Raw genomic sequence first — 26075 nt, forward strand, 5'->3', positions numbered from 1 at the left:
GCGATATTCCCCGGGCAGAGGCTGGCATGACCCGTAGAATACACGCCAGTTTCCCTTGCGCTATCCTGATCGCAGCAGGCGCACGGCTTCATCGCGCTCGAACAGATAGAGCAGGGTCCGCAGAGCAACGCCGCGAGGGGAGACGAGTTCCGGATCGCGGGCCAGCACCAGCCTGGCATCGTCATTGGCGGGGGCAAGCAGATGGCGATGGCTGTCGAGATCGGCCACCCGGAAGCCCGGCATGCCGGACTGGCGCGTGCCGAGCACGTCGCCTTCGCCGCGCAATTTCAGATCCTCCTCGGCAATGCGGAAGCCATCCTCTGTCTCGCGCATGATCTCAAGCCGTTTGCGGGAAATTTCCCCAAGCGGGCCCTTGTAGAGCAGGAGGCAGGTCGACTTGTCCGAACCGCGCCCGATGCGCCCGCGGAGCTGATGGAGCTGGGCGAGGCCGAAGCGCTCGGCATGCTCCACCACCATCACCGTCGCCTCCGGCACATTGACACCAACTTCGATCACGGTGGTCGAAACCAGGACACGCAGATCGCCCGCCACGAACCGGGCCATCACCTCGTCCTTGGCCGCACCTTTCATCTGGCCATGCAGCAGGCCGACCTTGTCGCCGAAGAGGGAGACGAGGTGGGCATAGCGATCCTCGGCGGCTGCGACATCGAGGGTCTCGGATTCAGCGATGAGGGGACAGACCCAATAGGCCCGTGCGCCGGTCTGCAGCAGGCGCCCCAACCCGTTCACCACCTCGTCGAGCCGTTCCAGCGAGATCAGGCGCGTGTCGACCGGCTTGCGCCCGGCCGGCTTTTCGCGGAGCTGGGAGGAGTCCATGTCGCCGAAATAGGTCAGCACCAGGCTGCGCGGAATTGGCGTAGCCGTCATCACCAGAACGTCGATGCCGGCATTCTTGCGGCTCAAAGCCAGGCGCTGATGCACGCCGAAGCGATGCTGCTCGTCGACGATGGCAAGCCCGAGATCGCGAAACTCGACATCTTCCTGGAACAGGGCATGGGTACCGACCATGATGTCGATGCTGCCATCCTTCAGCGCGGCCTGCATGCGCGTACGTTCGCGCGCCTTGTCGCGCCCCGTGATCAGGCCGACACGCAGACCGGCGGCCTCGGCAAGGGGCTGGATGGTGGTCAGGTGCTGGCGGGCGAGGATCTCGGTCGGCGCCATCAGCGCGGCCTGCCGGCCGCCTTCCACCATGGTGGCCATCGCGAGCAGCGCCACCACCGTCTTGCCCGAGCCGACATCGCCCTGCAGCAGCCGCAGCATGCGCGTCGGAGCCGCCATATCGGCACGAATGTCGGCCAACGCCGTGACCTGGCTCGCCGTGAGCTTGAAGGGCAGGGCGGCCTCGATCCGGGCCGAGATGCTCCCCGTTCCGGCGACGGACAGTCCAGGCAGAGCCTTGTTATGGGCGCGCACCATGGCGAGGGCGAGCTGAGAGGCCAAGAGTTCGTCATAGGCAAGTCGCAGCCTGGGCGCTGAGTCCGGCGCCACAATCTGGGGCGTCTCCGGCGAATGCAGTGCGGCCAAGGCCTCGCGGAACCCCGGCCAGCGCTGGGCCTTGAGCCAGGCCGGGTCCTGCCATTCGGCGAGTTCGGGGGTGCGCGCCAAAGCCTCCTGAGCTGCCTTCTGGATCTGGCGCGGATAGAGCCCCTCCGTCAGCGGATAGACTGGCTCGACCAAAGGCAGTGATTTAAGCCCTTCCTCATCGACGATCCGATCGGGATGCACCATCTGGCGCATACCGTCGAACAGCTCGATCTTGCCGCTCAGCCATCGCCGCTCGCCGACGGGCAGGGCATGCTCGATCCAACTCGTCTGTGCTGCAAAGAAGACGAGGGTCAGGTCCCCCGTATCGTCATGGACATAAACGCGATAGGGGCCTTTGCCGCCGCTGGCCCGGTGGCGTTCCACCACGACTTCGACCATTACCAATTCGCCGATCGGCGCATCCGCCAATTTGGGGCGGCGGCGGCGATCGAGCACATTGGCTGGCAGGTGGAACAGGGCATCGACGACCCGCGCTCCAACCGGCTCCGCGCCTCCGAGGAGGCGGGTGAGCAGCTTCACCAGCTTCGGCCCGATCCCTGGCAGGGATGAGACGGAAGCGAACAGGGGGGTCAGAATCGCCGGACGCATGAAAGCCTCACCGGTTCTTTTGGCCGGACAGGCGGCAAGAGGCAAGTTTCAGAGGAAGGAAACCGGTCGCATTGCCTCGAAAGAGAACAGGTGGCGGCACCGTGCAATCTTGTGTTTTGGTTTGCTTGGGCGCTCTGCATTTCCCCTCATCCCCCTGCCGGGACCTTATCCCGCAAGGGGGATGAGGGGGTATTGCGAGGCAAGGCAAGAAAAACAAAGCGGATTGTCGTACTTAGACCCGCATGCGCTCCAGTATTCCTCTGATTACCAGCGCATGGGTGTGTTCGGCATCCCTGGCGGCATAGATCAGGGTGGCGACCTTGTCACCGATCAGGCGGCGGAGCGCGACGACAGCCTCGTTGTTGTGCGCGAGTTCACTTTCGTAGCGGGCCTGAAATTCCTGCCATTTCGCCGGGTCGTGGCCGAACCATTGCCGCAGGGCAGGGCTGGGGGCGACATCCTTGGCCCAGATGTCGATATGCGCCTCCGGCTTGGACAGGCCCCGAGGCCATAGGCGATCGACCAGGATGCGCAGGCCATCAGAGGAAGCGGGTGAATCATAAGCGCGTTTCAATCCGATCGGCATCACGGCCCCCAGTCACCCCGCAGCCCGCGCCCAGGGAATTTGACCGCACGGATGATATTTCGATCTTCCATGGTTTCCACAAGGCCTCTTACTCTCTATACAGCGAGCCAACAGGATCGAGAACATGTCCGGAACGATACGCACTTCTGAGGAACTTGACCCGCGTCGCAGACGGATCGTCTACCGGGCCTGGCATCGCGGTTTTCGCGAGATGGACCTCATCATGGGCAGTTTCTGCGATGCCGTCATCGTCGAGCTGTCCGAGGAAGAAGTCGCCGACTTCGAGACGCTCATCGATGCCCCCGATCATGAACTCTACGCCTGGATCAGGAACGAAGAGCCGGTACCGGGCGAATTCGATACGCCCGTGTTCCGGCGGCTGCGCGATTACCATTTCACCATGAAGCCGATGTTTGCATGAAAGCCGCCGATCGACTCGCCGAAGTCCTGAATCGCCCCGGCGGACAACTCGTTTTCTCCAATTGCGCCGATGGCCAGGATGGCCTCGTGCTCGCCGATTTGGCGCGCAAGCTGGTGGCGCGGGCCCGCGAGCGGCCAGCAGCCCTTCTACACGTCGCGCGCGACGGCACGCGCTCCGCCACACTGGAAGCGGCCCTCCAGTTCTACGCGCCCGATATCGACGTCATCAACTTTCCCGCCTGGGACTGCCAGCCCTATGACAGGGTTTCCCCCAATGCCACCGTCGTGGCGCGGCGCATGACGGCACTGTCGCGGCTGGCGACCACCAGGGGCGGGGACAAGCCCCGTATCGTGCTTACCACCGTCAATGCCGTGCTGCAGCGCGTGCCGTCCCGCGACCTCATCGCCGCCCAATCGCTCTCGGCGGCGCCCGGCAATGCCGTCAACATGGACCGGCTGTCGGCCTGGCTGGAACATAATGGCTATCTGCGCTCCTCCACGGTGCGCGAGACCGGCGAATATGCGGTGCGCGGCGGCATCCTCGATCTCTATCCGCCGGGCCTTGCCATTCCGGTGCGTCTCGACTTCTTCGGCGACACGCTCGAATCCATCCGCAGCTTCGACGTCGAGACCCAGCGCTCCCAGACCCAGTTGCGCATGCTCGACCTCGTGCCGATGAGCGAAGTCCAGCTCACCACCGAGACGATCAAGCGCTTCCGCCAGGCCTATCTCGCCGAATTCGGCGCCCAGACCCGTGGCGACCCGCTTTATGAAGCCATCTCGGAAGGCCGACGCTATGTCGGCCTCGAACACTGGCTGCCGCTGTTCCACAACAAGCTCGACACGCTGTTCGACTACCTGCCCGAAGTTCCCGTCGCGCTCGATGCGCTGGCCGAGGATGCCGCCGGCGAAAGGCTGGCGCAGATCAAGGACTATTACGACGCCCGCCGCGACGTGCTGGGCAAACCCGGCGAGAGCGTGCCCTACAAGCCGCTGCCGCCGGATCGCCTCTACATCGCGCCCGAGGAATGGCGCCGCCGGCTCGACGAGGCGTCCCTGGCACGTCTGACGCCCTTCGCATCGCCTCCTGCGCCCGGTCGTGAAATCGTCGACTGCGGCGGCCGGCAGGGCCATAACTTCGCGGCGGAACGCGCAGCGGAAGACGCCAACGTCTTCGACGCCGTCGTCCGCCACATCCGCACCCTGCAGGCCGATGGCCAGCGGGTCATCGTGGCGGGCTGGACCGACGGCTCGCGCGAAAGGCTCGGTGCCGTGCTCGCCGATCACGGCCTCACCCAGGCCAAGCCGGTTCCCGATTTCGCCCGTGCCCTGGCCTTGCCGAAAAGCGAGATCGCCCTCGGCGTGCTGCCGCTCGAGACGGGCTTCGAGACATCAGACCTCGCCATCATCTCCGAGCAGGACGTTCTCGGAGATCGCCTGGTGCGCCGCACGGCCAAGCGCAAGCGCGCCCAGAACTTCCTGACCGAGATCGGCACGCTCTCGCCCGGCGACATCGTCGTGCATGTCGAGCACGGCATCGGGCGCTTCGTCGGCCTGCAGACAGTGACCGCCGTGGGCGCCCCGCACGACTGCCTCGAAATCCACTATGCGGGCGGCGACAAGCTGTTCCTACCGGTGGAAAATCTGGAGTTGCTGTCGCGCTACGGCTCGGAAGACGCCGAAGCGCAGCTCGACAAGCTCGGCGGCCGTGGTTGGCAGGAACGCAAGGCGCGCATGAAGAAGCGCATCCGCGAAATGGCGGGTGAGCTGATCAAGATCGCTGCGGCACGTGCACTGCGGGAGGCGCCGAAGCTGATCCCCGCCCAGGGCCTCTACGACGAATTCGCCGCGCGCTTCCCCTATAGCGAGACCGAAGACCAGCAATTCGCCATCGACTCGGTGCTCGAGGATCTCGCCTCCGGCCGGCCCATGGATCGCCTGGTCTGCGGCGATGTCGGCTTCGGCAAGACGGAAGTGGCCCTGCGCGCCGCCTTTGCCTGTGCGCTGACGGGCAGGCAGGTCGCCGTGGTGGTGCCCACCACGCTACTCGCTCGCCAGCACGCCAAGACCTTTGCCGACCGCTTCAAGGGGCTGCCCATCAAGGTCGCCCAGCTCTCTCGCTTCGTACCGGCCGACGAGGCCCGCAAGACCAGAGCGGGCCTGGCGTCGGGCGATGTCGACATCGTGGTCGGCACCCATGCCCTGCTGGCCAAGACCATCGCCTTCCGCGATCTCGGCCTGCTCATCATCGACGAAGAACAGCATTTCGGCGTGGGCCACAAGGAACGCCTCAAGCAGTTGCGCGCCGAGGTGCATGTGCTGACGCTGTCGGCGACACCGATCCCGCGCACCCTGCAGCTCGCCCTCACCGGCGTGCGCGAATTGTCGATCATTGCCACCCCGCCCGTCGATCGCCTGGCTGTGCGCACCTTCGTGACGCCCTTCGATCCGGTAGTGCTGCGCGAGGCGCTGATGCGCGAACGCTATCGCGGCGGCCAGAGTTTCTTCGTGGTGCCGCGCATCGAGGACATTGCCGATGCCAAGGCCTTCCTCGACGAATACGCCCCCGAGGCCAAGGTCGCCATCGGCCATGGCCAGATGGCGGCCGGCCAGCTCGAAGACGTGATGACAGCGTTCTACGAGGGCAAATACGATATCCTGCTCTCGACCACGATCGTCGAATCCGGCCTCGACATTCCCACGGCCAACACGCTGATCGTCTGGCGCGCCGACATGTTCGGCCTCGCCCAGCTCTACCAGCTGCGCGGTCGTGTCGGGCGTTCCAAGACCCGGGCCTATGCCCTGTTCACCCTGCCGGCCAACCGCACCATCACCCCTGGGGCCGAGCGCCGGCTCAAGGTGCTGCAGTCCCTGGACACCCTCGGCGCCGGCTTCCAGCTCGCCTCGCACGATCTCGACATCCGCGGCGCCGGCAACCTGCTCGGCGACGAGCAGTCCGGCCATATCAAGGAAGTCGGCTACGAGCTCTACCAGCAGATGCTGGAAGAGGCCGTCGCGGCCCTCAAGGAAGGCGGCGTCGAGACCGAGGTCGAGGAGCAGTGGTCGCCGCAGATCACCATCGGCACGCCGGTGATGATCCCCGAGGATTACGTGCCGGACCTGACGCTGCGCCTCAGCCTCTATCGCCGCCTGTCATCGCTGGATACCGATGCCGAGATCGACGCATTCGGTGCCGAACTGACCGACCGTTTCGGCGAACGGCCTGCCGAGGTCGACCAGCTCCTCAAGCTGATGTCGATCAAGGCCCTGTGCCGGCGCGCCAATGTCGAGAAGGTCGATGCCGGGCCGAAGGGCGTCGTGGTCTCCTTCCGCGACAATGCCTTCGCCAATCCGGACGGGCTGGTGCGCTACATCGCCGAGCAGGGCTCCTTCGCCAAGGTCCGCCCCGACATGCGCATCCTGTTCCAGCGCGATTTCGACAAGCCCGACGACCGGCTCAAGGGCACGGCTGTCATTCTCAAGAATCTCGCTCGCATCGCCGAGACGAAGAAAGCCGCCTGATCGGACACAACGATGGCAATTGCCTCCCTCTCTTCCGTCGAAACCCCCTTCGTCCAGGTCGACCTCGACATTGCCGAACGCAATGTCGTGCGGCTCCAGGCCTATTGCGACGAACACGGCCTCAAGCTGCGGCCGCATATCAAGACGCATAAGCTGCCGCGCCTGGCTCGCTTCCAGGTCGAGCAAGGGGCGGTCGGCATCACCTGCCAGAAGCTGTCGGAGGCCGACGCCATGACCGATGGCACCGGGCTCGACGATGTCCTGATCACCTATAACCTGGTGGGCGAGGCCAAGCGTGAACGCCTGCGGGCGCTTTCCGAACGCATCCGTCTCAGCGTCGTCGCCGACAGCGCTGCTGTCGTCGACGAATTGGCGGCGGCCATGAAGGGAACGGGGCGCAAGCTGACCGTGCTGGTCGAGTGCGATACCGGCGCCCGGCGCTGCGGCGTTCCCACGCCCGAGGCGGCTGCGGAACTGGCAAACCGCATCGCGGCATCATCCGAACTCGCCTTCGGCGGACTGATGACCTACCCGCCGGTCGGTGGAACCGAAGCGGTGCAGGATTTCATGCAAAGAGCGAAATCCCTGATCGAAGTCTTTGGAATTCCTGTCGAAACGATCACGAGTGGCGGATCGCCGGATATGTGGCGGGCGCATGAAGCGTCCATCGTCACCGAATACCGGCCCGGCACCTATGTCTATAATGACCGTTCCCTCGTCACCCGCGGCGTCTGCGGTTTCGATGACTGCGCCCTCAACGTCGTTGCCACCGTCGTATCGGTACCCGATACACACAGGGCCATCATCGATGCCGGCTCGAAGGTTCTGACCTCAGACCTGCTCGGCCTCACGGGTCATGGCCATGTCCTCGGTCGTCCGGATATCGCCATCGACCAGCTCTCAGAAGAGCACGGCAGGCTGGTCACCGAACAGCCGATCAACCTGTCCGTGGGCGACCGCGTGCGTATCGTGCCCAATCACGCCTGCGTCGTCGCCAATATGCTGGACTTCGTGGTCCTCTGCCGCGGCGAGACCCTTGTCGGTCCCGAGCCTGTCGCAGCGCGCGGGCGGGTTTGGTAGGAAGGGGCGCTCTCTCCAACTCCATCGAGAAGTGGAGCGAGATCGCCCTCCGTTTTTGCCCCGACGTCAGGCCGCGCCCGCAAGCGGCTGGTTGGCCTTCGAAGTATCGACGCTCTGGCTAGGCTCATGGAGCAGCGATGCTTCCTGTGCGCTCATGGGCCTGCCATAGCGTGCGCCCTCAATCTCCAGGAGGCCGCCGCTTCGCTCCGCGGTTCCTGAAGCGGGGTAGGAGGTCGATACCCAGCCCTCCGCCCCGACGGGATAGGAAACCTCCCGCTCGCTGACGTCGAAACCGATCCCCGGCACCTGCTGGCCACGCAGGGCGAGATAGCCGCCTTCCTCAATGCCGGCCTCGACCAGCGGCAACGTAGCGTCTTCCGGGGACGGGATCAGGGCTTCGAGCCCGAACCCGCCATCCTCCAGCGGGCGCATCGGCACGATGCCGATCTCACCGAGCACGGCGAAATGAGGAATGGGGCAGGGAGCACCTGCCGGCACGACGGCTGTATGGGGCGCGCGCGCAAGGCCTGCAACCTTCTCGAGCTTGCGGCTATCGAACAAGCCGTCGACGAGGCCGGCGCGCAACACCGCATCGGGCAGCAAGGCGTGGGTGACACCATGCATCGTGATCTGGACGGCAAATACCGTCGCATCGAAAGCCTGGTGCAAGACGAGCTGGCATCCCGTGCTGAGCCATGACACCAGACCGCCGGCAAGCCCGGCAAGCCCTGATGGCGCCATCGGACACAGCAGGCGCGAGGTTCGCGACAGGCCGAGTTCGGCGACCAGGACCGCTGCGACTGCATGCCATTCGCGGTGATTGCGGGCGACGGCGAAATCCCCCTCCGGACCTCGATCGATCGTCATGATCGCCAGGCTTTCCTCGGGACGCTCGCGCCGCGACAGGCGGGTGATCACGCCGCTACGCGGGTAGCCGATGCAATCCTCGAACGAGACCGTTCCCCCGGGCAGATCCGCGCCGAAGGCCCCGATGAAGCGAATATCGGCAATGGACTCGTCGACGAGGTGACGAAGGGAGCGCAGGGGCTGGACATCGCCCATGCGCCGCGCCGCCAGGATTGCCTTGGCATTCAGGCGCTCCGCGACGCCAACGATCTCGGCCGGCGAGAAGTCGATCGGAACGATCACCGCCACCAAACCGGCCCGGATGCAGCCGAGCAGCGCGATCAACGTATCCGTGACATTGAGCCCCTGCATGCAGACCAGCGCTTCGCTCGGCAATCCCATTTCGAAAAAGCGGCCGGCAACCGCGGAAACCGCAGCATCGACCTGGTTCCAGGTCAACCGGCGAGGCGCGCCGTCGGCCCAGAGCGGGCGATCCGGGGCATCGACCAGGGCCAGCGTATCGCCGCCGCGCTGGGCGCTGAGGCGCAGCAACTGGTCGAGGGTCGGGGGAGCGGGGGCAATCCTGGGCGTGATGTCTGACGTCATGGGGCCTCAGGTATTCACGGGGCACGAATCAGATCCAGGTGAGTCTAACGCTGGATGACGGCAAAGCCATAGCCGGTTTGTCGGTCCGGGTCGTCCCACCCGCGGGCACCATCCACACCTTGAGCAGCTGCCGTCCTACATGCCCGTGCCGGCAAGAGGTCTTGCACATCAAAGCATTTGGCCTGCCCGGCCGGGCGATCCATAATCGCGGACATGATTCCCGGTCAGAAATTCCTCACGCTCCTGCGCGACATCGCCGCCGACAAGCGCCTCGCTTTCATGCTGTTGCTCGGCTTCAGTTCGGGCTTGCCCTTCCTGCTGGTGTTCTCGACGCAATCAGCGAGGCTGCGCGAGGTTGGGATCACACGCACCGACATCGGCCTGATGTTCTATGCGACGCTGTTCTACAGCATCAAATTCCTCTGGGCGCCGCTGCTGGAGCGTTTCGACCCGCCGGTGCTGGGACGGATGATGGGGCGATGGCGCGGTTGGCTGCTGATCACGCAGATGGGCGTCATCCTGGGCCTGTTCGGCCTCGCCGGTAGCAATCCTGCAAGCTCGCTGGGAATGACGATATTCTGGACCACGGTCACGGCATTCTTCGCCGCCAGCCAGGACGTGGTGATCGATGGCTGGCGCATCAATGTCATCCCCCGCGATCGTCAGGGCATCATGCTGGCGGTTTCCCAGCTCGGCTATCGCGTCGGCATCTTGTGCGCCGGGGCGGGCGCCCTTTATCTGGCCGAGTATTTCGACTGGCAGGCGGCCTATGGCGCGATGGCTGCATTGATGCTCGTCGGCATCCTGGCCGCCTTGCTCGCGCCGGACCCACCTGCCGCTGAAAAGGAAACACTCGAGGGCAAGCTCGTCTCCGTATTCGACGATGGCAAGCCTGCCAGTCCGCAAAGAGCATCCAATTGGCCCGATTGGCTGATCGCCTACAAGGAAGCGTTGAGCGATCTCTTCCTGCGCCGAGGCTGGATCCTCCTGCCGATCATGCTGCTCATCGCACTCTATCGCCTGCCGGACTTCCTGGCTGGCGTGATGTCCAATCCCCTCTATATCGATCTTGGCTTCTCCAAGGCCGAGATCGCCAATATTTCGAAGATTTACGGTTTCGCCATCGGCCTGACGGCTCCGTTCGTCGGCGGTTTTTGCATCTGGCGCTTCGGCCTGATGCCGTCGCTGCTCTTCGGCGGCATCGCTGCGGCCACTTCACATTTGAGCATGGCCCTGTTGGCGGCCAAGGGAGCGGATTCGACCTATCTGGCCTTGGCGGTGAGCGTCGAAAGCTTCGCAGGTGGCTTCGCTGGCACCGCCTTGATGGCCTACATGTCCTCTCTGACATCTCCGGCCTTTGCCGCCAGCCAGTACGCCCTGCTGAGTTCGCTCTATGCGCTGCCAGGTAAGTTGCTGGCCGGCATGTCGGGCAAGATGGTCGATCTTTTCGGCTACCCTGTCTTTTTCTCGGCAACCTCGACCATCGGCCTGCCGGTCGCGATCCTTTGTCTGATCGTCTGGCGCTCGGCCGACAAGGAAGCCCCTTCGCGGCCGGAGGAAGAGCGGGAAGAGGCCTCCCTGGCGGGGGAAGGTGGGCGCCGCTGAGGTCCAGGGCAAGCGAATCGCCTTCCGATGAAGGAGGGACGGTTTGCTCTCCCGCAATTTTCGCAACTCGAATGCCGGATATGGCAGGCTGGTCACGTTTTCTTCAATTTGTCATGCACAAGCTGCGACACCGTCGCCATAGGTCGTTTTCGAGGCTGGAAACCCGTGCCCGCTTCGTTTAAGGACCTTTCCCGAAATCGTCATCTTGGCGCCTTCGTCGGCGATGAGAGACATTCAGCCCCATCGGTGCGTTGCCAACCCGCGCTTGCCCAGCGCGTTGCGGCGGCGGACTTAGGATCCAAGGATTTTGCATGATGTCGTTCCGCCTCCTTGCGACTGCAGCTCTTGCGGCGCTCAGCCTTGCGGTGACACCCGCATTGGCACAGGATACGCCCGCCAAGCCGGCCGCACCCGCCACGAAGCCGAAGGCACCTGCAGCCAAGCCGGCGCAGAAGCCTGCAGCGGCCGCTCCCGCGGCAGCTGCAACTCCCGCTGAGCCGGTTCCCGGCCTGGAAGGCGCAACCACTCCCGCCATCTCCAGCTCCCAGCCCGATTGGGTGAAGCTGTGCCAGACCGATCAGGCCAAGAAGGAAATCTGCCTGACCCGTCGCGACCTGCGGTCCGATACGGGGCAGACGATGATGACGGCCATCCTGATGCAGAACGTCACCGACAAGAAGCAGATCCTGCGGCTCGTCCTGCCGGTCGGCGCCCTGATCCAGCCTGGTGTCGGCCTCTATCTCGACAATGCCGCCTTCTCCACCGGCAAATATGCCGTCTGCTCTCCCGAAGGCTGCCTGGTCGAACTTCCGATCGATGAGGCACAGCTCAAGGCCCTCCGCGCCTCCAAGACCCTGGCGATCGCCTTCAAGACCCCCAACCAGGGCGTCCAACTGCCCCTGGGCACCGAGGGCTTCGCCAAGGCACTCGACAACAAGCCCCTCGATCCCCAGTCGATCGTCGACGAGCAGAAGAAGCTGCAGCAGCAGTTGCAGGACGCCGCCGAGAAGGCGCGCCAGCAGCTCAACGCCAATCCGGCGCCTGCTCAATAAGACCGCCCAGGAACAGGAATCCAGATTATGCGAAACTCTCTGATCGCTGGCGCCGCGGCAGCCTTGATCCTGTCGGCCGGTACGGCGCTGGCCCAGCAACAGCCCCAGCCTGCTGGCCAGCAGCCCGAACTGCCCAAATTCGACCAGCCGGACTGGACCAAGATCTGCGCCAAGACCCCCGACGGCAAGGATACCTGCCAGACCGTGCGCGACCTTCTGGCGCCGACGGCCGCTTGGATGATGACCGCGCAGGTCGGTCAGGAGAAGGGCGGCAAACCTAAGCTCACCGTGATCATTCCGGCTGGTGTGGTGCTGCCGCTGGGAGCCCGCGTCCTCGTCGATGACCAGACCATCGACACGGCCAAGTATCGCATCTGCACGGGGCCGAGCTGCATCGCCGACATGCCCTTGACCGATGCCAATCTGGCAAACCTCAAGAAAGGCAAGAAGCTGAAGGTGCAGGCGATCACCTTCCAGGGGCAGCCCATTTCTCTGGAGATCGGCCTGGACGGCCTCGGCAAGGCTCTCGATGCCCAGGGCATCGACCAGGCTGGCTATGCTGCCAAGCAGAAGGCTTATGGCGAGAAGCTGCAGGCGATTTTCCAGCCCCTGATCGATGCCCAGCGCAAGCAGCAGCAACAGCAGGGCGGTGCCGCTCCTGCGACACCGGCTGCGCCGGCAGCTCCCGCGGCGCCGGCAGCCCCCGCGCAATGAAATGACAGAGGCCGGCCTTCGGGCCGGTCTTTTCATATCGGAAGGTGGCTGCCTCGCACCGATCGCAGAAGTCGCCGAAACGCTCAACGGGCCACGTTGTCAGTGCCGCGTCCCGGGCTTCAGCCGATAGCCGCCATCGTCATCGCGATCGAAGAGTTCCTCGATCTGCGTATTCCGGACCGGCCTGCCACTGTCGTCGATCACCAGATTCTGCTCGGAGACATAGGCGACATATTCGGTCTCCTCATTCTCCGCGAACAGATGATAGAAGGGCTGATCCTTCGAAGGGCGCACATCTTCCGGAATGGACTGCCACCATTCTTCCGTATTGGCGAACTCCGGATCGACATCGAAGATGACGCCGCGGAATGGATAGATGCGGTGGCGCACCACTTGACCGATAAAGAACTTTGCTTCCCGCGCTTTATTCATACGCCGTTCAATCGTCATCTGTGCTCGGCAAGTCTGCAATAGTGATGCCTGCAAGCCGGGCGATACCGAGTCCGCCACAACTGCGCGGACCTGCTATCCCGTTATCAGGATAGCAGTATTCTCGTCAAAGTCGTCCAATATTTCATTAAGAGAGGGATGACATGGCCGGCCATCATCCCCAGCGTCGGTGTGCCCACATCCATTGTTCGGGGTGCTCGCGGATCCACCGCTCGAACAGGACATGAATTCTGCGTGTCGCTTCGGCGATGTCGGCATCGCGGTCGGCGGTATGCGGCACCTCGATCCTCTCCGTCTCGATATAGAAATGCACGCCGCGGGTGCGTACGCAACGCGCAGCAAGCAATACGGCATCGTTGCTGCGTGCCAGCAAGGCCGGAAATGGCGTGGTCGGGGCCGGACGGCCGAAGAATGGCACCACGACGCCCCGGCGGTCGCGCAGATCCGCCAGCAATGCGACCGAACCGCCTTCGCGTACGATGCGCATCAGCTTGCGCGCAATGTCGTTGCCCTTGGCGAACAGGCCGCGCACATAGCGGTCCCGCCGGGCCAGCATGATATAGTCGTCGACCTTGGGGTTTTTCATGCGTTGATAGACACCGGCGGCCTTGATACCGCGGACCAGGGTTGGATAGATCACCAATTCCCAATTGCCGGTATGCATCGAGACAAAGACGCTGCCCTTGCCGGAAATCTTCAGCGTATCCAATTGCGTGCCGGTGCGGTCGTCGATGCGGCCGGCGCGCATGATGCGCTCGCTGATCAGCGCTTCTGCAAAAGTCCGGCCGAGTTGCATCCACATGGCCCGTGCGATGGTTTCGATCTCGGCACGCGATTTTTCGGGGTAGGCCGCGGCAAGATGACGAAGGGCACGTTCATGGCGGCGCAGATGCGGCGCGACGAGGCGCCAAATCGCCCCCATCACCCATGAGCTGAAGTCGATGGGCAATATATGCAACAAGCCGGCAAGGGCACGCAGTGCGCTATATTCGAAGGCGTATTTGATCCGCCGCGTGCGGCGTCTTCCCCCCTTTTCGTCTGCGCCGCCTGCCACGATGCCTTCCGCTGTTTCCACGACGTGCTCGTCCCGCTGGCCATTGAAACCAGAAGCGGGAAGAATTCAATGCTCGGCTGCGCGAGCGAGCCCCTGCCGCATCATCACCCGCCTCAGGGGACCGACACGCTCAAGGGCGTAGAGCCCCAGACCACGCAGGCCCTGCAGAGGGAAATGCCCTGAGAGCAAGGACCGGTTCAAGAGATCGACCGCCGAATGGCGCGTCCCGATGTCGAGCCGCCTTGCCTTGGCATAGGCCTCGGTCACGCCGGCATCGCCGGGATCGCGGGCGGCCTCCAGGGCCTTGGCCAGGGCCGCGATATCGCGCAGTGTCAGATTGAAGCCTTGCGCCCCGATCGGCGGCAGCACATGGGCGGCCTCGCCGATCAGCGCGACCCGCTCGGCCGCCTGGGTCACCGCCACCACAGCACTCATCGGCCAGAAGGAGCGCCGGCCGTCGACCTCGACATGGCCGAGCAGGGCATGGCTCTGGATTTCGATGGCCCGGGAGAGGGCCGCATCATCCATTGCCCGCAACTCATCCGCCTTTTCAGGGGAGACCACCCAGACGAGGCTGGCCCGCTGCCCCGGCAGGGGCACCAATGTGAACGGACCGGACTCGGTGTGGAACTCCGTGGAGACATCGCGATGCAGGCGGCCGATCTTCAGATTGAGGGCCAGTGCCATCTGCGGATAGTCATGGCTCCGCGTCTCGATCCCGGCCGCCTGCCTGACGAGGGAGCTGCGCCCGTCGGCGGCAACGGCGAGATCGGCGGTCAGATCAGGCCGTCCATCCAGCTTGAGAACGAGGCCGCTCGAGCCGCGTTCGGCGGCAAGCACCCGCACCGGCAGATGTTCGACACCGGCCTCCTGCAGGCGGGCCTGAAGGATCTGGGTCAGGGCGCCATTGGGGATATTCCAGCCAAAGGCCTCCAAGCCGATCTCCTCCGCCTTGAAGGCGACAGGGCGTGCACGCAGGAGCCGTTGTGTCGCATCGACGATGGACATCACCCGCAGCGGCGCTGCCTCCGGATGGCCCGCAATCGGAATGCCCGCCTTCGCCAGAGCCTGGATGCTGCCGTCGAGCAGAGCGGTGGTACGGGTGTCGCCAACATTGCCGGGCGGGCCCACCAGGGTGGTCCTGAAGCCTTTTGCAGCAAGGACCGCGGCACAGGCCAAGCCTGCGAGCCCAGCGCCCACAATGACGATCGAACGATGATTTGATTCACGATTGGCTGGCATGATGTTCAATGGAATTAACGCTCTCTGAAGCGGACGTCACCTGTTTTCGGATGCTGCGGACCAGGCGCAATTGCGCCGGAGCGCGCGAATTTGGTACTATCGGGCAGAACGGACATCGGCGATGAAAAGCGTTGTCATCGGGCTATTTCTGGCGGCCGTCGTGCTGGTGCCACCGTTGCGTGCGGAGCCGTTCACCACCACCGCGCCGATCGCCCTGGTGATCGAAACAGGTTCGGGCACGGTCCTGCTCGACAAGAACGCCGACAAGCCGGTCGAGCCAGCCGCCATGGCCAAGATCATGACCGTCGCCGTCGTCGCCGAAGCCCTGCGCAAGGGCCAGGCTTCGAGAGAGACCGAATATCCGATTTCGGAGGACATCTGGCGCAAGGGTGGTGCCCCCTCGGGCAGTGCCACCATGTTCGCCGCCGTGAGGAGCCGGGTGCGTGTCGATGATCTCCTGCGCGGGGTGATGGTCCAGGCCGCCAATGATGCCTGCCTCGCGTTGTCGGCGGGGCTCACGGGCCAGCTCGAGGGCCTGGTGCCGCGGATGAACACGCTGGCCGCCGAAATCGGCTTGCAGCACACGCAGTTCCGCAATGTCACCGGCTTTGCCGATCCGGCCCAATTGACCACGGCGCGGGACCTCGCCCGGCTGCTCGGCTGGCTCCGCCGGAACGAGCCGGACATCTATGCCATCTACCAGGAGCGGGATTTCACCTGGAACAAGATCCGGCAGACCAACCGCAATCCCCTGCTCACCCAGGGCTTGGGGGTCGATGGCGGCGTCACCGGAGCATCCGACACGGCGGGCTATGGCGTGGTCGTTTCGGCCCTTCACGGCGACCAGCACTTCATCATGGTGCTGCACGGCCTGCAATCGAATGCCGAACGGGCGACGGAAGCCAAACGGGTCCTTGAATGGGCCGAAAATTCATTCCGCCCGCGTCTCGTCTTCGCCAAGGGGGAGATCGTCGGCGAGGCTTCCGTCTATGGCGGCACGGCCAATTCCGTGCCCGTCGTGGCCGATCGCGACGTCTCCATGCTGGTAGACAGCAGCGGCACGGAAAAACTCAGTGCCAAATTGCTCTATGACGGGCCCCTCGAGGCCCCGGTACAGAAAAACAGCGCCGTCGGCCGGCTCCAGATCCTGCGCGAGGGACAGGTGTCTCTGGAAATTCCCCTGTATGCAGCCGCCGATGTGCCAGTCGGCAGTCTTCCCCAACGCGCATTCGGTGCTATCTACGAGCTTGGCATCGGATTGATACAGGGTGGGCACGACAAGCGATGAAGGGCCGGTTCATAACGTTCGAAGGCGGCGAGGGTGTGGGTAAGTCTACCCAGATCCGCCGGCTGGCGGCATCCTTGAACGCGCTCGGCGTCGAGACCCTGCTGACCCGCGAGCCCGGCGGCTCGCCGCATGCCGAGGAATTGCGTGAAGTGCTGCTTTCCGGCGGCGCCAAGCATTTCGGCCCCTTTGCCGAAACGATTCTGTTCTATGCGGCGCGCGACGATCATCTCAACGCAACGATCAGGCCGGCCTTGGCAAGGGGGGCGTGGGTGCTATGCGATCGCTTCATGGATTCGACTCGCGCCTATCAGGGCGTGCTGGGCGAGGTCGAGCCAGCCTTGATCCGCTCGATCGAACGCGTGGTGGTGGGTTCCACCGTGCCCGACCTCACGCTCATTCTCGACATGCCGGCCCGTGATGGGCTCGCCAGGGTCCGCTCCCGCGGCGCGGCCATCGATCGCTTCGAGGGAGAGAGCCTGGTTTTCCATGAAAAGCTGCGCGAGGCCTTCCTGGCCATCGCCGAATTCGAACCTCGCCGCTGCGCCGTCGTCGATGCCTCCGCCTCGCAGGACGAGGTTGCCGCGGCGATTCTCGGCGTCGTGCGAAGAAGGCTCGACCTCGATGCGGCCCGGGTGCCGGCATGAGCGAACGCCTCGAAAGCGACATGCTGGCCGACAGCCCGCATCCGCGCGAAACCATGCAATTGATCGGCCAAGACCGGGCAGAGCAGGCTTTGCTGAGCGCCTATCGTTCAGGCCGCATCCATCACGCCTGGCTGTTGGGTGGCCCCGAGGGCGTCGGCAAGGCAACGCTGGCCTATCGCATGGCCAAATTCGTGCTGACCCATCCCGATCCTCACCAACTCGGCGAGGCGACCAGCCTCTCGGTCGCCGCGGACGCCACGGCGGCACGCCAGATCGTGTCGCAATCCCATGTCGATCTTGCGGTGCTGCGTCGCCTTCCCAACGACAAGACCAAGGGGTTCTATTCCAACATTCGTGTCGACGACGTCCGCAGCGTGGTGCGTTTCCTCGGCTCGACCGCCGGGGCAGGGGGGTGGCGCATCGCCATCATCGACTCTGCCGAAGACCTGGCACGTGAGGGCGCCAACGCCCTGCTCAAAGTCCTGGAAGAGCCGCCGCCGCGGGTGCTTTTCCTGATGATATCGCATCAGCCGGCCCGCCTCCTGCCGACCATCCGCTCGCGCTGCCGGCTGCTCACGCTCGATCCCCTCGGCGACGCCGATGTCCTCAAGGCAGCGGCACAGGCGCGTCCAGACCTGCCCGAAGAGAGGCTGGCTGCAGGAGCTGCCCTGGCGCAGGGCAGCGTCAGGCGCGCCTTGACCCTGGCGGACGGGGAGGGGGTATCCCTGCACCGCTCCCTCACGGACCTGCTGGCCAAGCTGCCCCGGATCGACGTGGCTGCAGCCCATGCTCTCGCCGACCGCTGCGCCAACAAGGCAGGCGACGAGAATTTCGCGCTCCTGCTCGACTTCCTCGACGAATGGCTGCATCAGCGCCTGCTGGCGGCACGTGGCGAACCCGTGGCCCGCCTTGCGCGCTGGGCTGATGTATGGGAGAAGGCCCGCCATGCTGCGCGTGATGTCGAGGCCTATAATCTCGACCGCAAACCTTTCGTGCTCGCGACCCTCGGCTTGCTCGCCGAAGCTTCCGCAGCCTGAAGGGTTTTGCGTTTAGACGAAATTGCGTCGACTCGCGAAACGCCCCAGGCATTTTCCGGCGAAAAGTCTCTCAACTTTCTCCGAAAATGCTCTACATCAGGAATCCCTGATGCGCGGCCTGACTGGCGGTGTCGCGCATCGTTGTCAGGAAAAGCGTCATCGATGGCCGAGAAAGACACCTATTACATCACCACGGCGATCTCCTATCCCAATGGCAAACCCCATATCGGGCATGCCTATGAGCTGATCGCGACCGATGCCATCGCCCGCTTCAAGCGGCTCGACGGGAATGATGTGTTCTTCCTCACAGGCACCGACGAGCACGGCCAGAAGATGCTGCAGACGGCGGCCAAGCAGGGCACCACGGCCCAGGCCCTGGCCGATCAGAACTCGGAATATTTCCGCGAGATGGCCCGGGTGCTCAATGCGTCGAACGACGATTTCATCCGCACCAGCGAAGAGCGCCATCATCGCGCCTGCCAGGAAATCTGGCGCCGGATGGAGGCGGCCGGCGACATCTATCTGTCGAAATATTCGGGCTGGTATTCGGTGCGCGACGAAGCCTTCTTCGACGAGAAGGACCTGGCTCTCAATTCCGATGGCTCCCGTTCGGTGATCGAGACCGGTGCCAAGGTGGAATGGGTGGAGGAGGAAAGCTATTTCTTTCGCCTTTCCGCCTATCAGGATCGCCTGCTGAAGCATTATGAGAGCCATCCTGGCTTCATCGGCCCGGAGGAACGCCGCAACGAGATCCTGAGTTTCGTGCGCTCGGGCCTGCGTGACCTTTCCATCAGCCGCACCACCTTCGATTGGGGCGTGCCGGTTCCCGGCAACCCCAAGCACGTGATGTATGTCTGGGTCGATGCCCTCACCAATTACCTGACGGCGACAGGCTTTCCGGATACCGATACCGAACGCTCCAAATTCTGGCCGGCCAGCGTGCATATCATCGGCAAGGACATCGTGCGCTTCCACACGGTCTATTGGCCTGCTTTCCTGATGTCGGCCGGTATCGAGTTGCCGCATCGCGTCTTCGGCCATGGCTTCCTGTTCAACCGCGGCGAGAAGATGTCGAAATCGGTCGGCAACGTGATCGATCCCTTCACCCTTGCCGAGCATTACGGCGTCGACCAGTTGCGCTATTTCTTCCTGCGCGAGGTTCCCTTCGGCCAGGACGGCAATTATTCGCATGAAGCGATCGTCAACCGCATCAATGCCGACCTCGCCAATGATTTCGGCAATCTGGCCAATCGCTGTCTGAAGATGATCGCGGCCAATTGCGGTGGCAAGGTACCCAGCCCCGGCGATCTCCTGCCGTCCGACGAACAATTGCTGAAGGCGGCGGACAACCTGATCTGGCAGGCTCGGGACGCCATCTTCAATTTCGCCCTGCACACCATCCTGGCCGATCTGTGGAGCGTCGTGGGCGAAGCCAACCGCTATTTTGCGGCCGAAGAGCCCTGGAAGCTGAAGACCAGCAACCCGGCGCGCATGGAGACGGTGCTTTACGTCACGGCCGAGGTGGTCCGCCAGGTTGCCATCCTGGCCCAGCCGGTGATCCCGGCAGGGGCAGCGCGACTGCTCGACCAGTTGGCTGTGCCGGAAGACGCGCGCGACTTCGACCATCTCGGCATTGACGGCCGCCTATCACCGGACGCCGAACTGCCGGCACCGACAGCCGTGTTCCCCCGCTATGTCGAGGCGGTCGACGGGGCAGGCAAGGCCTGAGACGGACAAGCTGAACCATGCTGATCGATAGCCACTGCCATCTCGATTTTCCCGACCTGCAAGCCGAGATCGACGACGTCGTGGCACGTGCCCGCCAGGCCGGGATCGGGCGCATGATCACCATCTCGACCCGTATCCGCCAGTTCGAGAAGATCAGGGCACTGATCGAGCGCTATGACGACGTCTTCGGCTCGATCGGCACGCATTGCCTGCACGCCCATGAGGAGGACGACATCCCGCTCGACACCATCCTGGAACTCGCCGCCCATCCCAAGGTGGTGGCGATCGGCGAGGCCGGGCTGGACTATCACTATGACTACGCACCGCGCGACATGCAGGCGCGCGGGTTTCGCAAGCATATCGCCGCGGCACGGCTCACGGGACTGCCGCTGGTGATCCATGCCCGCCAGGCCGACAAGGACATCGGCGACATTCTCGAGGAAGAAATGGAGAAGGGGGCCTTCAGCGCCGTCCTCCATTGCTATTCGTCCGGCCCCGAACTGGCCCGGCGGGGGCTCGCGCTCGGTTTCTACGTCTCCTTCTCCGGCATCCTCACCTTCAAGTCGGCCGAGGAGATCCGGGATATCGCCCGCTTCGTCCCACATGACCGGCTGCTGGTTGAAACGGATGCGCCCTATCTCGCGCCCATGCCATTCCGCGGCAAGCGCAACGAGCCAGCCTTTATGGCCAATACCGCGCGGATCCTGGCTGAGACCATCGGCTTGAACGAAAGCGAGGTGGCGAGGCAAACCAGCGAGAACGCCTTCCGCCTCTTCACCAAGATGCCGCGTCCCGACGGTATCAAGGCAGCAGCCTGACGCCATGAAGTTGACTGCGACATTGCTGGGCTGCGGTTCCTCCGGCGGCATCCCCCGGGTCGGATTTGGCTGGGGCAGTTGCGATCCCCACGAGCCACGCAACCGGCGCCGGCGCTGCGCCCTCCTGCTCGAACAGGATGGAGCGGAAGGCGGCCGTACCACGGTGCTGATCGATACCGGCGCCGACATGCGCCAGCAATTGCTGGACGCCGAGGTCAAGGCGGTCGACGGCGTGCTCTACACTCATGATCACGCCGATCATACCCATGGTATCGACGATCTGCGCGTGCTGGCGCTTTATCAGCGCAGCCTTGTCGACGTCTACGCCGACCGACGCACCGCTGCCCTGCTGCGAAACCGTTTCGACTATTGCTTCGAGACGCCACCGGGCTCGTCCTATCCTCCCATCCTGACGCTCAACACGATCACGGTCGGGCAGGCGGTCAGTGTCGACGGCGCCGGCGGCTCGATCACGGCTCTGCCGTTCGAGCAGGACCACGGCGACATCCAATCCCTCGGATTCAGGATTGGGGACTTTGCATATTCCAGCGATATCAATGGATTGCATAGAGAAAGCGAAGCATTGCTTCAGGACCTCGACATCTGGATCGTCGACGCGCTTCGCCCCACGCCGCATCCCAGCCATTGGTCACTGCCGGAGACACTGGCCTGGATCGAGAAATTGAAACCGCGCCGCGCCATCCTGACCAACATGCACACGGACATGGATTATCAGACCTTGCGACGCAGCCTGCCGGCGGGCGTGGAACCGGGCTATGACGGCATGCGCATCGAACTGGCACCACCGGGAGCAGGCCGCGCCTAGACGGTAGCGCTCCACCGCTCTCACTCCTTGGTTCGACACGTTTTTGCGATCCGTGGCGTGATCGCCAGATCGCAAAACGTTTCGGAACAAATTGACCGCAAGCGTCGAAATATGACGTTAATGTTCATGCTGTTTCAATTGCTTATGTGATAGATTCCTCTTTCTTGTCATGAAAAGGATTCGTCCTAAGGAATTGCTCGGTTGGCTGGTCAGCACGTTTTTCTCAATCTTCTCGCAGGTGTCGCACTCCTGATCTGGTCCACCCGCCTGGTCAAGACGGGGATCATGCGGGCCTTCGGCGAACGATTGCGCGGCGTGATTTCGCGGGCCACTTCCAATCGGTTTTCCGCCTGCCTGGCGGGGGCAGGGGTGGCGGCAGCCCTGCAGAGTTCGACCGGCTCGACCCTTCTGGTGATGTCCTTCGTCGAGCGGGGCTTCCTCACGCTCGCCATGGCCCTGGCCGTCTTACTCGGCAGCAATGTCGGCACCACGCTCGTGGTTCAGGCATTGTCCTTCGATCTGTCGGCCCTGATGCCCGTCCTGATCATCGCGGGCGTGGCTTCGTTCATGCTCGGGCGCTCATCCGTCTCGCAGAATGTCGGCCGCGCCATGATCGGCCTCGGACTGATGATCCTGTCGCTGCACCTGGTCGTCGGGATCGCCGATCCGATCCGCCAGAGCGAAATCATGACGTTGATCTTCGAACGCCTCAATGGCCAGCCCTGGGCTGCGCTGCTGATCGGGGCTGGACTGGCTTGGCTGGTGCATTCGAGCGTGGCGATCCTGCTGCTGGTGATGTCGCTCTCGGGGGCAGGGGTGGTGGGCATTCCACTCGGCCTTGCCCTGGTGCTGGGGGCCAATATCGGCTCGGGACTGGCTCCTCTCGGTCTGTCTCTGGCTGCCCCGATCGAAGTCCGACGCGCTTTGCTCGGCAATCTCGGCACCCGCCTGGTCGGGGCCGTGGTGCTCTTGCCCCTGATCGGCCTCATTCAGCCCTGGCTGGCGCAATTGGAAGCCTCCGGGGCCCGCCAGATCGCCAATTTCCATGTCGGCTTCAACTTAGCTCTTCTGATCGTCTTCCTGCCTTTCATCGACCAGACCGCCCGCCTGCTCGAAAGGCTGGTGAGGGCGCCGGAGGCGCCGATTGGCGAGCGCCCCTCGCCTGTACTCGACGAAGGGGATTTCGACAGCCCCTCGGTCGCTCTGGTGGCTGCCTCGCGCGAGGTGATCCGGCTGGCCGAACTGGTTGAGATCATGCTGCGGGAATCGATCATAACCTTCGAGGAACAGGACGATTCCAGGCGCAAGCAAATCAGCCAGCTCGACTATCAAGTCGACCGGTTGCAGGAGAACATCAAACTCTATCTGACCCGGCTGACCCGCACGCCGCTCGACAAGGACATGAGCCGGAAGGCGTTCGAGCTCATCCTGTTCACCACCAATCTCGAACATGTCGGCGACATCCTCGATAAGACCCTGCTTGAACTGGCCGCCAAGAAGCAGCGGCTCAATCTGAGCTTCTCAAGCGAGGGCTGGGCTGAAATCAAGGCCATGCATCGCGAAGTGGTGGCGCAGATGCGCCTCGCCATCACGGTGTTCATGACCCAGGATCCCGTCATGGCCCGCCAATTGGTGGTGGCCAAGGATCATATCCGCAATTTCGAACGCTCGGCGGCGGAGAGCCACCTCAATCGCCTGCGGGCCGGTACGCTGGCCTCGATCGAGACCAGTTCGCTGCATATGGACGTCATCCGCGACCTCAAGCGCATCGTCGCTCATCTGACGGCCGTGGCCTATCCGATCCTCGAGGCAGCGGGAGAACTTTCGACCTCACGCCTCAAGGATGCTGGATAATCATCTGATATCAATTAGATAAATAGAATTTTTCAGACGATTGATCGGCTGCAGTGGATCGGAATCATCCTGCCGCCGTGAGACTTCGCACCACATCAAGGAGCACGTTCGCACCGGCAAGAAGATCGGCATCCGGCGTGAACTCCTTGGGATTATGACTAATTCCGGCAATGCTGGGCACGAAGATCATGGCCGAGGGCGCGATCCGCGCCATCATCTGGGCATCATGGCCCGCACCGGAGGTCATCCGGCGGCAGGGTAGGCCCCGGCGGCCGGCCGCCTGTTCGATCCGATCCACCACCCCCCTGTCGAAGACAACCGGCTCGAATCGGGCGAGGCGCTCGACGGATACCGCGACGCCCTCCGACCGGGCGAGCTCATCAAGGAAAGAGGCGAGGGCGCTTTCCGCCTCGCGCAGGCGCATCTCATCGGGATCGCGCAGGTCCACCGTAAGGTTCGCCCGTGCCGGGATGACGTTGATGGCATTCGGCTCGAACCGAAGACTGCCGACGGTCGCCACCGACGGCATGTCGGCGGCAACGGCCTGCTCGCGCAGAAAGGTAATCACGCGCGCCGCGGCATGGCCGGCATCATGGCGCAGCGACATAGGGGTGGTGCCGGCGTGATTGGCGACGCCCTCGATGGTGACGCGTTGCCAGGAGATGCCTTGCAGCGTCTCGACAGCACCAATGGCCAGACCTTCGCGTTCGAGTACCGGGCCTTGCTCGATATGAAGCTCCAGATAGGCATGTGGCTTGAGGAAACCGGGCTCCCGTTCGCCCGCATAGCCGATCCGCCGCAGTTCCTCGCCAAGCCTGGTGCCATCGATGCCGATGGAGGCCAGCGCCTCCTCGACCGACAATCCGCCGGCATGGACCAGTGAACCCATCATGTCCGGCGCATAACGTACGCCTTCCTCATTGGTGAAGGCGGCTATGGCGATCGGGCGACTTGGGCGCCAGCCGGAGGATTTCAGCGTCTCGATCACTTCGAGGCCCGACAGAACACCATAGCAACCGTCATAGATTCCGGCGTCGATGACGGTGTCGATATGCGAGCCGAGGAGGACCGGGGCATCGTCCCTTACGCTCTCCGGACGCCAGATACCGAAGATATTGCCGATCCTGTCGATCGCGACCTCGAGGCCCGCATCCTCGAGCCATCGAACCAGGCTGTCGCGCCCCGCTCTGTCGGCGTCGGATGCGGCCAATCGGGTCAGCCGGCCGTCGTCCCCACGCCCGATCGCCCCGAGACTGCGCAGCCGCCCCAGCAAGCGCTCGGCCTGGATGGATACCTCGCTCATGCCTGAATCTCCCCATTTGCCATCCGCACATCCGCCGGGTCGAGGCCGACAAGATCCCGGTATCGTGCGGGATCGGTGGCGCCTTCGCTGTTGATCACCAGGACGCGGGCATTGGCATCCAGGCCGAGTGCCTGGCGCATGGCATCGCCCCGAGCCGCCCGGAGCAAGCCGGCCAGGCCGGCCGCGCCGCTCTCGCCCGCGACGATAGCTGGATCGCCCGGCAAGGGACGCGCCAGGGCCTTCATCGCCGCGATCGCTTCCTCGTCCTCCACCGTCATGAAACCGTCCGCCACGCGCATCAGGATCCGCCATGCGACCTGGGACGGCTCGTAGCATTCCAGCATCGCCATCACCGTGGGAGCACCATGGTCGACCTTCACGGGCTGGCCGGCCTGCGCGCTGGCGAAGATACAGGCCGAGAGCGCCGGCTCGACCACCACCAGCTTCGGCCGCTGCGCTTCGAGGACGAGTGCAGCATGGCCGCCAAGCGCTGCCGCAATGCCGCCGACACCGGCCTGGACGAATAAATGGGTCGGCGGTTCGCGCATCTGCTGCAAGGCTTCTCGCAGAATGGTGGTGTAGCCCTGCATCACCAGGCTCGGGATGCGCTCATAGCCTGCCCAGGACGTGTCGGAGACGACAGTCCAGCCCCTGGCTTGGCTGACACGCGCGGCCTCGGCCACGGAGTCGTCATAGGTGCCACCCACCCGCACGATCTCAGCCCCGAACGCCGCGATCGCCTGCACGCGCCCCGGGCTCACACCGCCATGCACGAAGATCACGGCCTTCGCCCCGACAAACCGGGCCCCCTGGGCCACGGAGCGACCGTGATTGCCGTCTGTCGCACAGGCGAAAACCATTTCGGCGGCGACCGATCTGACCTCATCCTGCCCGAGTTGCGTATAATCGACTGTCCGCCCCAGCTGCCGGCTGGCCTTCTCGATCACCAGCCGCACCACGGCATAGGCTCCGCCAAGAGCCTTGAAACTACAAAGACCTAGACGGTGAGCCTCATCTTTTACGAGGAGTTCGCCGATACCGAGCCGCGTCGCGAGAGCGGGCAGAGAGAGCAGGGGGGTCGGATGGTGGTCGGCCCGAACGGCCAGGAAGCGCTCGACTTCGTCCGCACCGGCGCGTCCCAGCGTGGAACGGTCGTCGGCGAGGAGTGGGGAGCGATAGTACGCATCGGAATTGAGCAGAAGCATCGGGGATCTCCATTTCTCAAGCGCAATCCTATTGCGTA

General features: G+C 63.9%; 21 protein-coding genes. 13 read left to right on the top strand and 8 right to left on the bottom strand.

Annotated features, from left to right (window positions below; genetic code table 11):
• Nucleotides 1-60 precede the first annotated feature (60 nt).
• Both recG and ACIGJE_RS17480 read right to left on the bottom strand, forming a co-directional pair.
• Nucleotides 61-2157 (bottom strand): ATP-dependent DNA helicase RecG, encoded by a 2097-nt coding sequence (gene recG, locus ACIGJE_RS17475; protein ID WP_483678179.1) that lies wholly within the window; start codon nt 2155-2157, stop codon nt 61-63.
• A 232-nt stretch (nt 2158-2389) separates the two neighbouring features.
• Nucleotides 2390-2743 (bottom strand): DUF488 domain-containing protein, encoded by a 354-nt coding sequence (locus tag ACIGJE_RS17480; protein WP_483678180.1) that lies wholly within the window; start codon nt 2741-2743, stop codon nt 2390-2392.
• A gap of 124 nt (nt 2744-2867) precedes the next feature.
• On the opposite strand from ACIGJE_RS17480, the gene ACIGJE_RS17485 reads away from it, so the two are divergent.
• Genes ACIGJE_RS17485 through ACIGJE_RS17495 form a run of 3 tightly spaced genes read left to right on the top strand, consistent with a single transcriptional unit; the run spans nt 2868 to nt 7765 of the window.
• Complete coding sequence (locus tag ACIGJE_RS17485) at nt 2868-3164, top strand: FAD assembly factor SdhE (RefSeq protein ID WP_068284896.1); 297 nt, start codon at nt 2868-2870, stop codon at nt 3162-3164.
• Nucleotides 3161-6685, top strand: coding sequence for a transcription-repair coupling factor (mfd, locus tag ACIGJE_RS17490; RefSeq protein ID WP_483678182.1), 3525 nt, complete (start codon nt 3161-3163; stop codon nt 6683-6685). Before ACIGJE_RS17485 ends, mfd begins: the two co-directional genes overlap by 4 nt.
• Before the next feature lie 12 nt (nt 6686-6697).
• Nucleotides 6698-7765, top strand: coding sequence for a D-TA family PLP-dependent enzyme (locus ACIGJE_RS17495; RefSeq protein ID WP_367622746.1), 1068 nt, complete (start codon nt 6698-6700; stop codon nt 7763-7765).
• Nucleotides 7766-7831: 66 nt separating this feature from the next.
• Here the strand turns inward: ACIGJE_RS17495 and ACIGJE_RS17500 are convergent, their stop codons facing one another.
• Complete coding sequence (locus ACIGJE_RS17500) at nt 7832-9217, bottom strand: AMP-binding protein (RefSeq protein ID WP_483678184.1); 1386 nt, start codon at nt 9215-9217, stop codon at nt 7832-7834.
• Nucleotides 9218-9430: 213 nt separating this feature from the next.
• On the opposite strand from ACIGJE_RS17500, the gene ACIGJE_RS17505 reads away from it, so the two are divergent.
• The 3 genes from ACIGJE_RS17505 (at nt 9431) to ACIGJE_RS17515 (ending at nt 12588) form a co-directional block, all read left to right on the top strand.
• Complete coding sequence (locus tag ACIGJE_RS17505; RefSeq protein ID WP_483678186.1) at nt 9431-10822, top strand: AmpG family muropeptide MFS transporter; 1392 nt, start codon at nt 9431-9433, stop codon at nt 10820-10822.
• A gap of 311 nt (nt 10823-11133) precedes the next feature.
• Nucleotides 11134-11874, top strand: coding sequence for an invasion associated locus B family protein (locus tag ACIGJE_RS17510; protein ID WP_483678187.1), 741 nt, complete (start codon nt 11134-11136; stop codon nt 11872-11874).
• Nucleotides 11875-11901: 27 nt separating this feature from the next.
• Nucleotides 11902-12588: an invasion associated locus B family protein gene (locus ACIGJE_RS17515; protein WP_311936128.1), complete on the top strand. Its 687-nt coding sequence runs from the start codon at nt 11902-11904 to the stop codon at nt 12586-12588.
• A 99-nt stretch (nt 12589-12687) separates the two neighbouring features.
• Here the strand turns inward: ACIGJE_RS17515 and hspQ are convergent, their stop codons facing one another.
• The 3 genes from hspQ to ACIGJE_RS17530 all read right to left on the bottom strand — a co-directional run bounded on the left by hspQ (nt 12688) and on the right by ACIGJE_RS17530 (nt 15334).
• The gene (gene hspQ, locus ACIGJE_RS17520; protein ID WP_068284888.1) at nt 12688-13020 is read right to left on the bottom strand and encodes a heat shock protein HspQ; all 333 of its coding nucleotides are present in this window, start codon (nt 13018-13020) and stop codon (nt 12688-12690) included.
• A gap of 172 nt (nt 13021-13192) precedes the next feature.
• Nucleotides 13193-14113 (bottom strand): lysophospholipid acyltransferase family protein, encoded by a 921-nt coding sequence (locus ACIGJE_RS17525; RefSeq protein ID WP_483678189.1) that lies wholly within the window; start codon nt 14111-14113, stop codon nt 13193-13195.
• Between the two features lie 45 nt (nt 14114-14158).
• On the bottom strand, nt 14159-15334 hold the full coding sequence (locus tag ACIGJE_RS17530) for a UbiH/UbiF family hydroxylase (protein WP_415081205.1): 1176 nt from the start codon (nt 15332-15334) through the stop codon (nt 14159-14161).
• A 121-nt stretch (nt 15335-15455) separates the two neighbouring features.
• Here ACIGJE_RS17530 and ACIGJE_RS17535 point away from each other — a divergent pair, with 121 nt between their 5' ends.
• From ACIGJE_RS17535 to ACIGJE_RS17565, 7 genes are all read left to right on the top strand, one after another.
• A complete protein-coding gene (locus tag ACIGJE_RS17535) occupies nt 15456-16622 on the top strand; it encodes a D-alanyl-D-alanine carboxypeptidase family protein (protein ID WP_311936116.1) in 1167 nt (388 codons plus the stop codon).
• Nucleotides 16619-17266, top strand: coding sequence for a dTMP kinase (gene tmk, locus ACIGJE_RS17540; protein ID WP_415081207.1), 648 nt, complete (start codon nt 16619-16621; stop codon nt 17264-17266). Before ACIGJE_RS17535 ends, tmk begins: the two co-directional genes overlap by 4 nt.
• Complete coding sequence (locus tag ACIGJE_RS17545; RefSeq protein ID WP_415081209.1) at nt 17263-18303, top strand: DNA polymerase III subunit delta'; 1041 nt, start codon at nt 17263-17265, stop codon at nt 18301-18303. Before tmk ends, ACIGJE_RS17545 begins: the two co-directional genes overlap by 4 nt.
• Nucleotides 18304-18465: 162 nt before the next feature.
• Nucleotides 18466-20031 carry a methionine--tRNA ligase gene (gene metG / locus ACIGJE_RS17550; protein ID WP_367622754.1) on the top strand — a complete coding sequence of 522 codons (1566 nt, stop codon included), beginning with the start codon at nt 18466-18468 and terminating at the stop codon, nt 20029-20031.
• Between the two features lie 17 nt (nt 20032-20048).
• On the top strand, nt 20049-20849 hold the full coding sequence (locus ACIGJE_RS17555; protein ID WP_415081211.1) for a TatD family hydrolase: 801 nt from the start codon (nt 20049-20051) through the stop codon (nt 20847-20849).
• Nucleotides 20850-20853: 4 nt separating this feature from the next.
• The gene (locus tag ACIGJE_RS17560; protein ID WP_483678193.1) at nt 20854-21675 is read left to right on the top strand and encodes an MBL fold metallo-hydrolase; all 822 of its coding nucleotides are present in this window, start codon (nt 20854-20856) and stop codon (nt 21673-21675) included.
• A 201-nt stretch (nt 21676-21876) separates the two neighbouring features.
• Nucleotides 21877-23529 (top strand): Na/Pi cotransporter family protein, encoded by a 1653-nt coding sequence (locus ACIGJE_RS17565; protein ID WP_311936090.1) that lies wholly within the window; start codon nt 21877-21879, stop codon nt 23527-23529.
• 64 nt (nt 23530-23593) lie between these two features.
• Here ACIGJE_RS17565 and ACIGJE_RS17570 read toward each other — a convergent pair whose 3' ends face one another.
• A complete protein-coding gene (locus ACIGJE_RS17570; RefSeq protein WP_415081215.1) occupies nt 23594-24832 on the bottom strand; it encodes a Zn-dependent hydrolase in 1239 nt (412 codons plus the stop codon).
• Nucleotides 24829-26037: a diaminopropionate ammonia-lyase gene (locus ACIGJE_RS17575; RefSeq protein ID WP_415081217.1), complete on the bottom strand. Its 1209-nt coding sequence runs from the start codon at nt 26035-26037 to the stop codon at nt 24829-24831. The genes ACIGJE_RS17570 and ACIGJE_RS17575 overlap by 4 nt, the downstream gene beginning before the upstream one ends.
• Between the last annotated feature and the right edge of the window lie 38 nt (nt 26038-26075).

It is taken from the genome of Labrys sp. E2SS-1L (genome assembly GCF_057073705.1).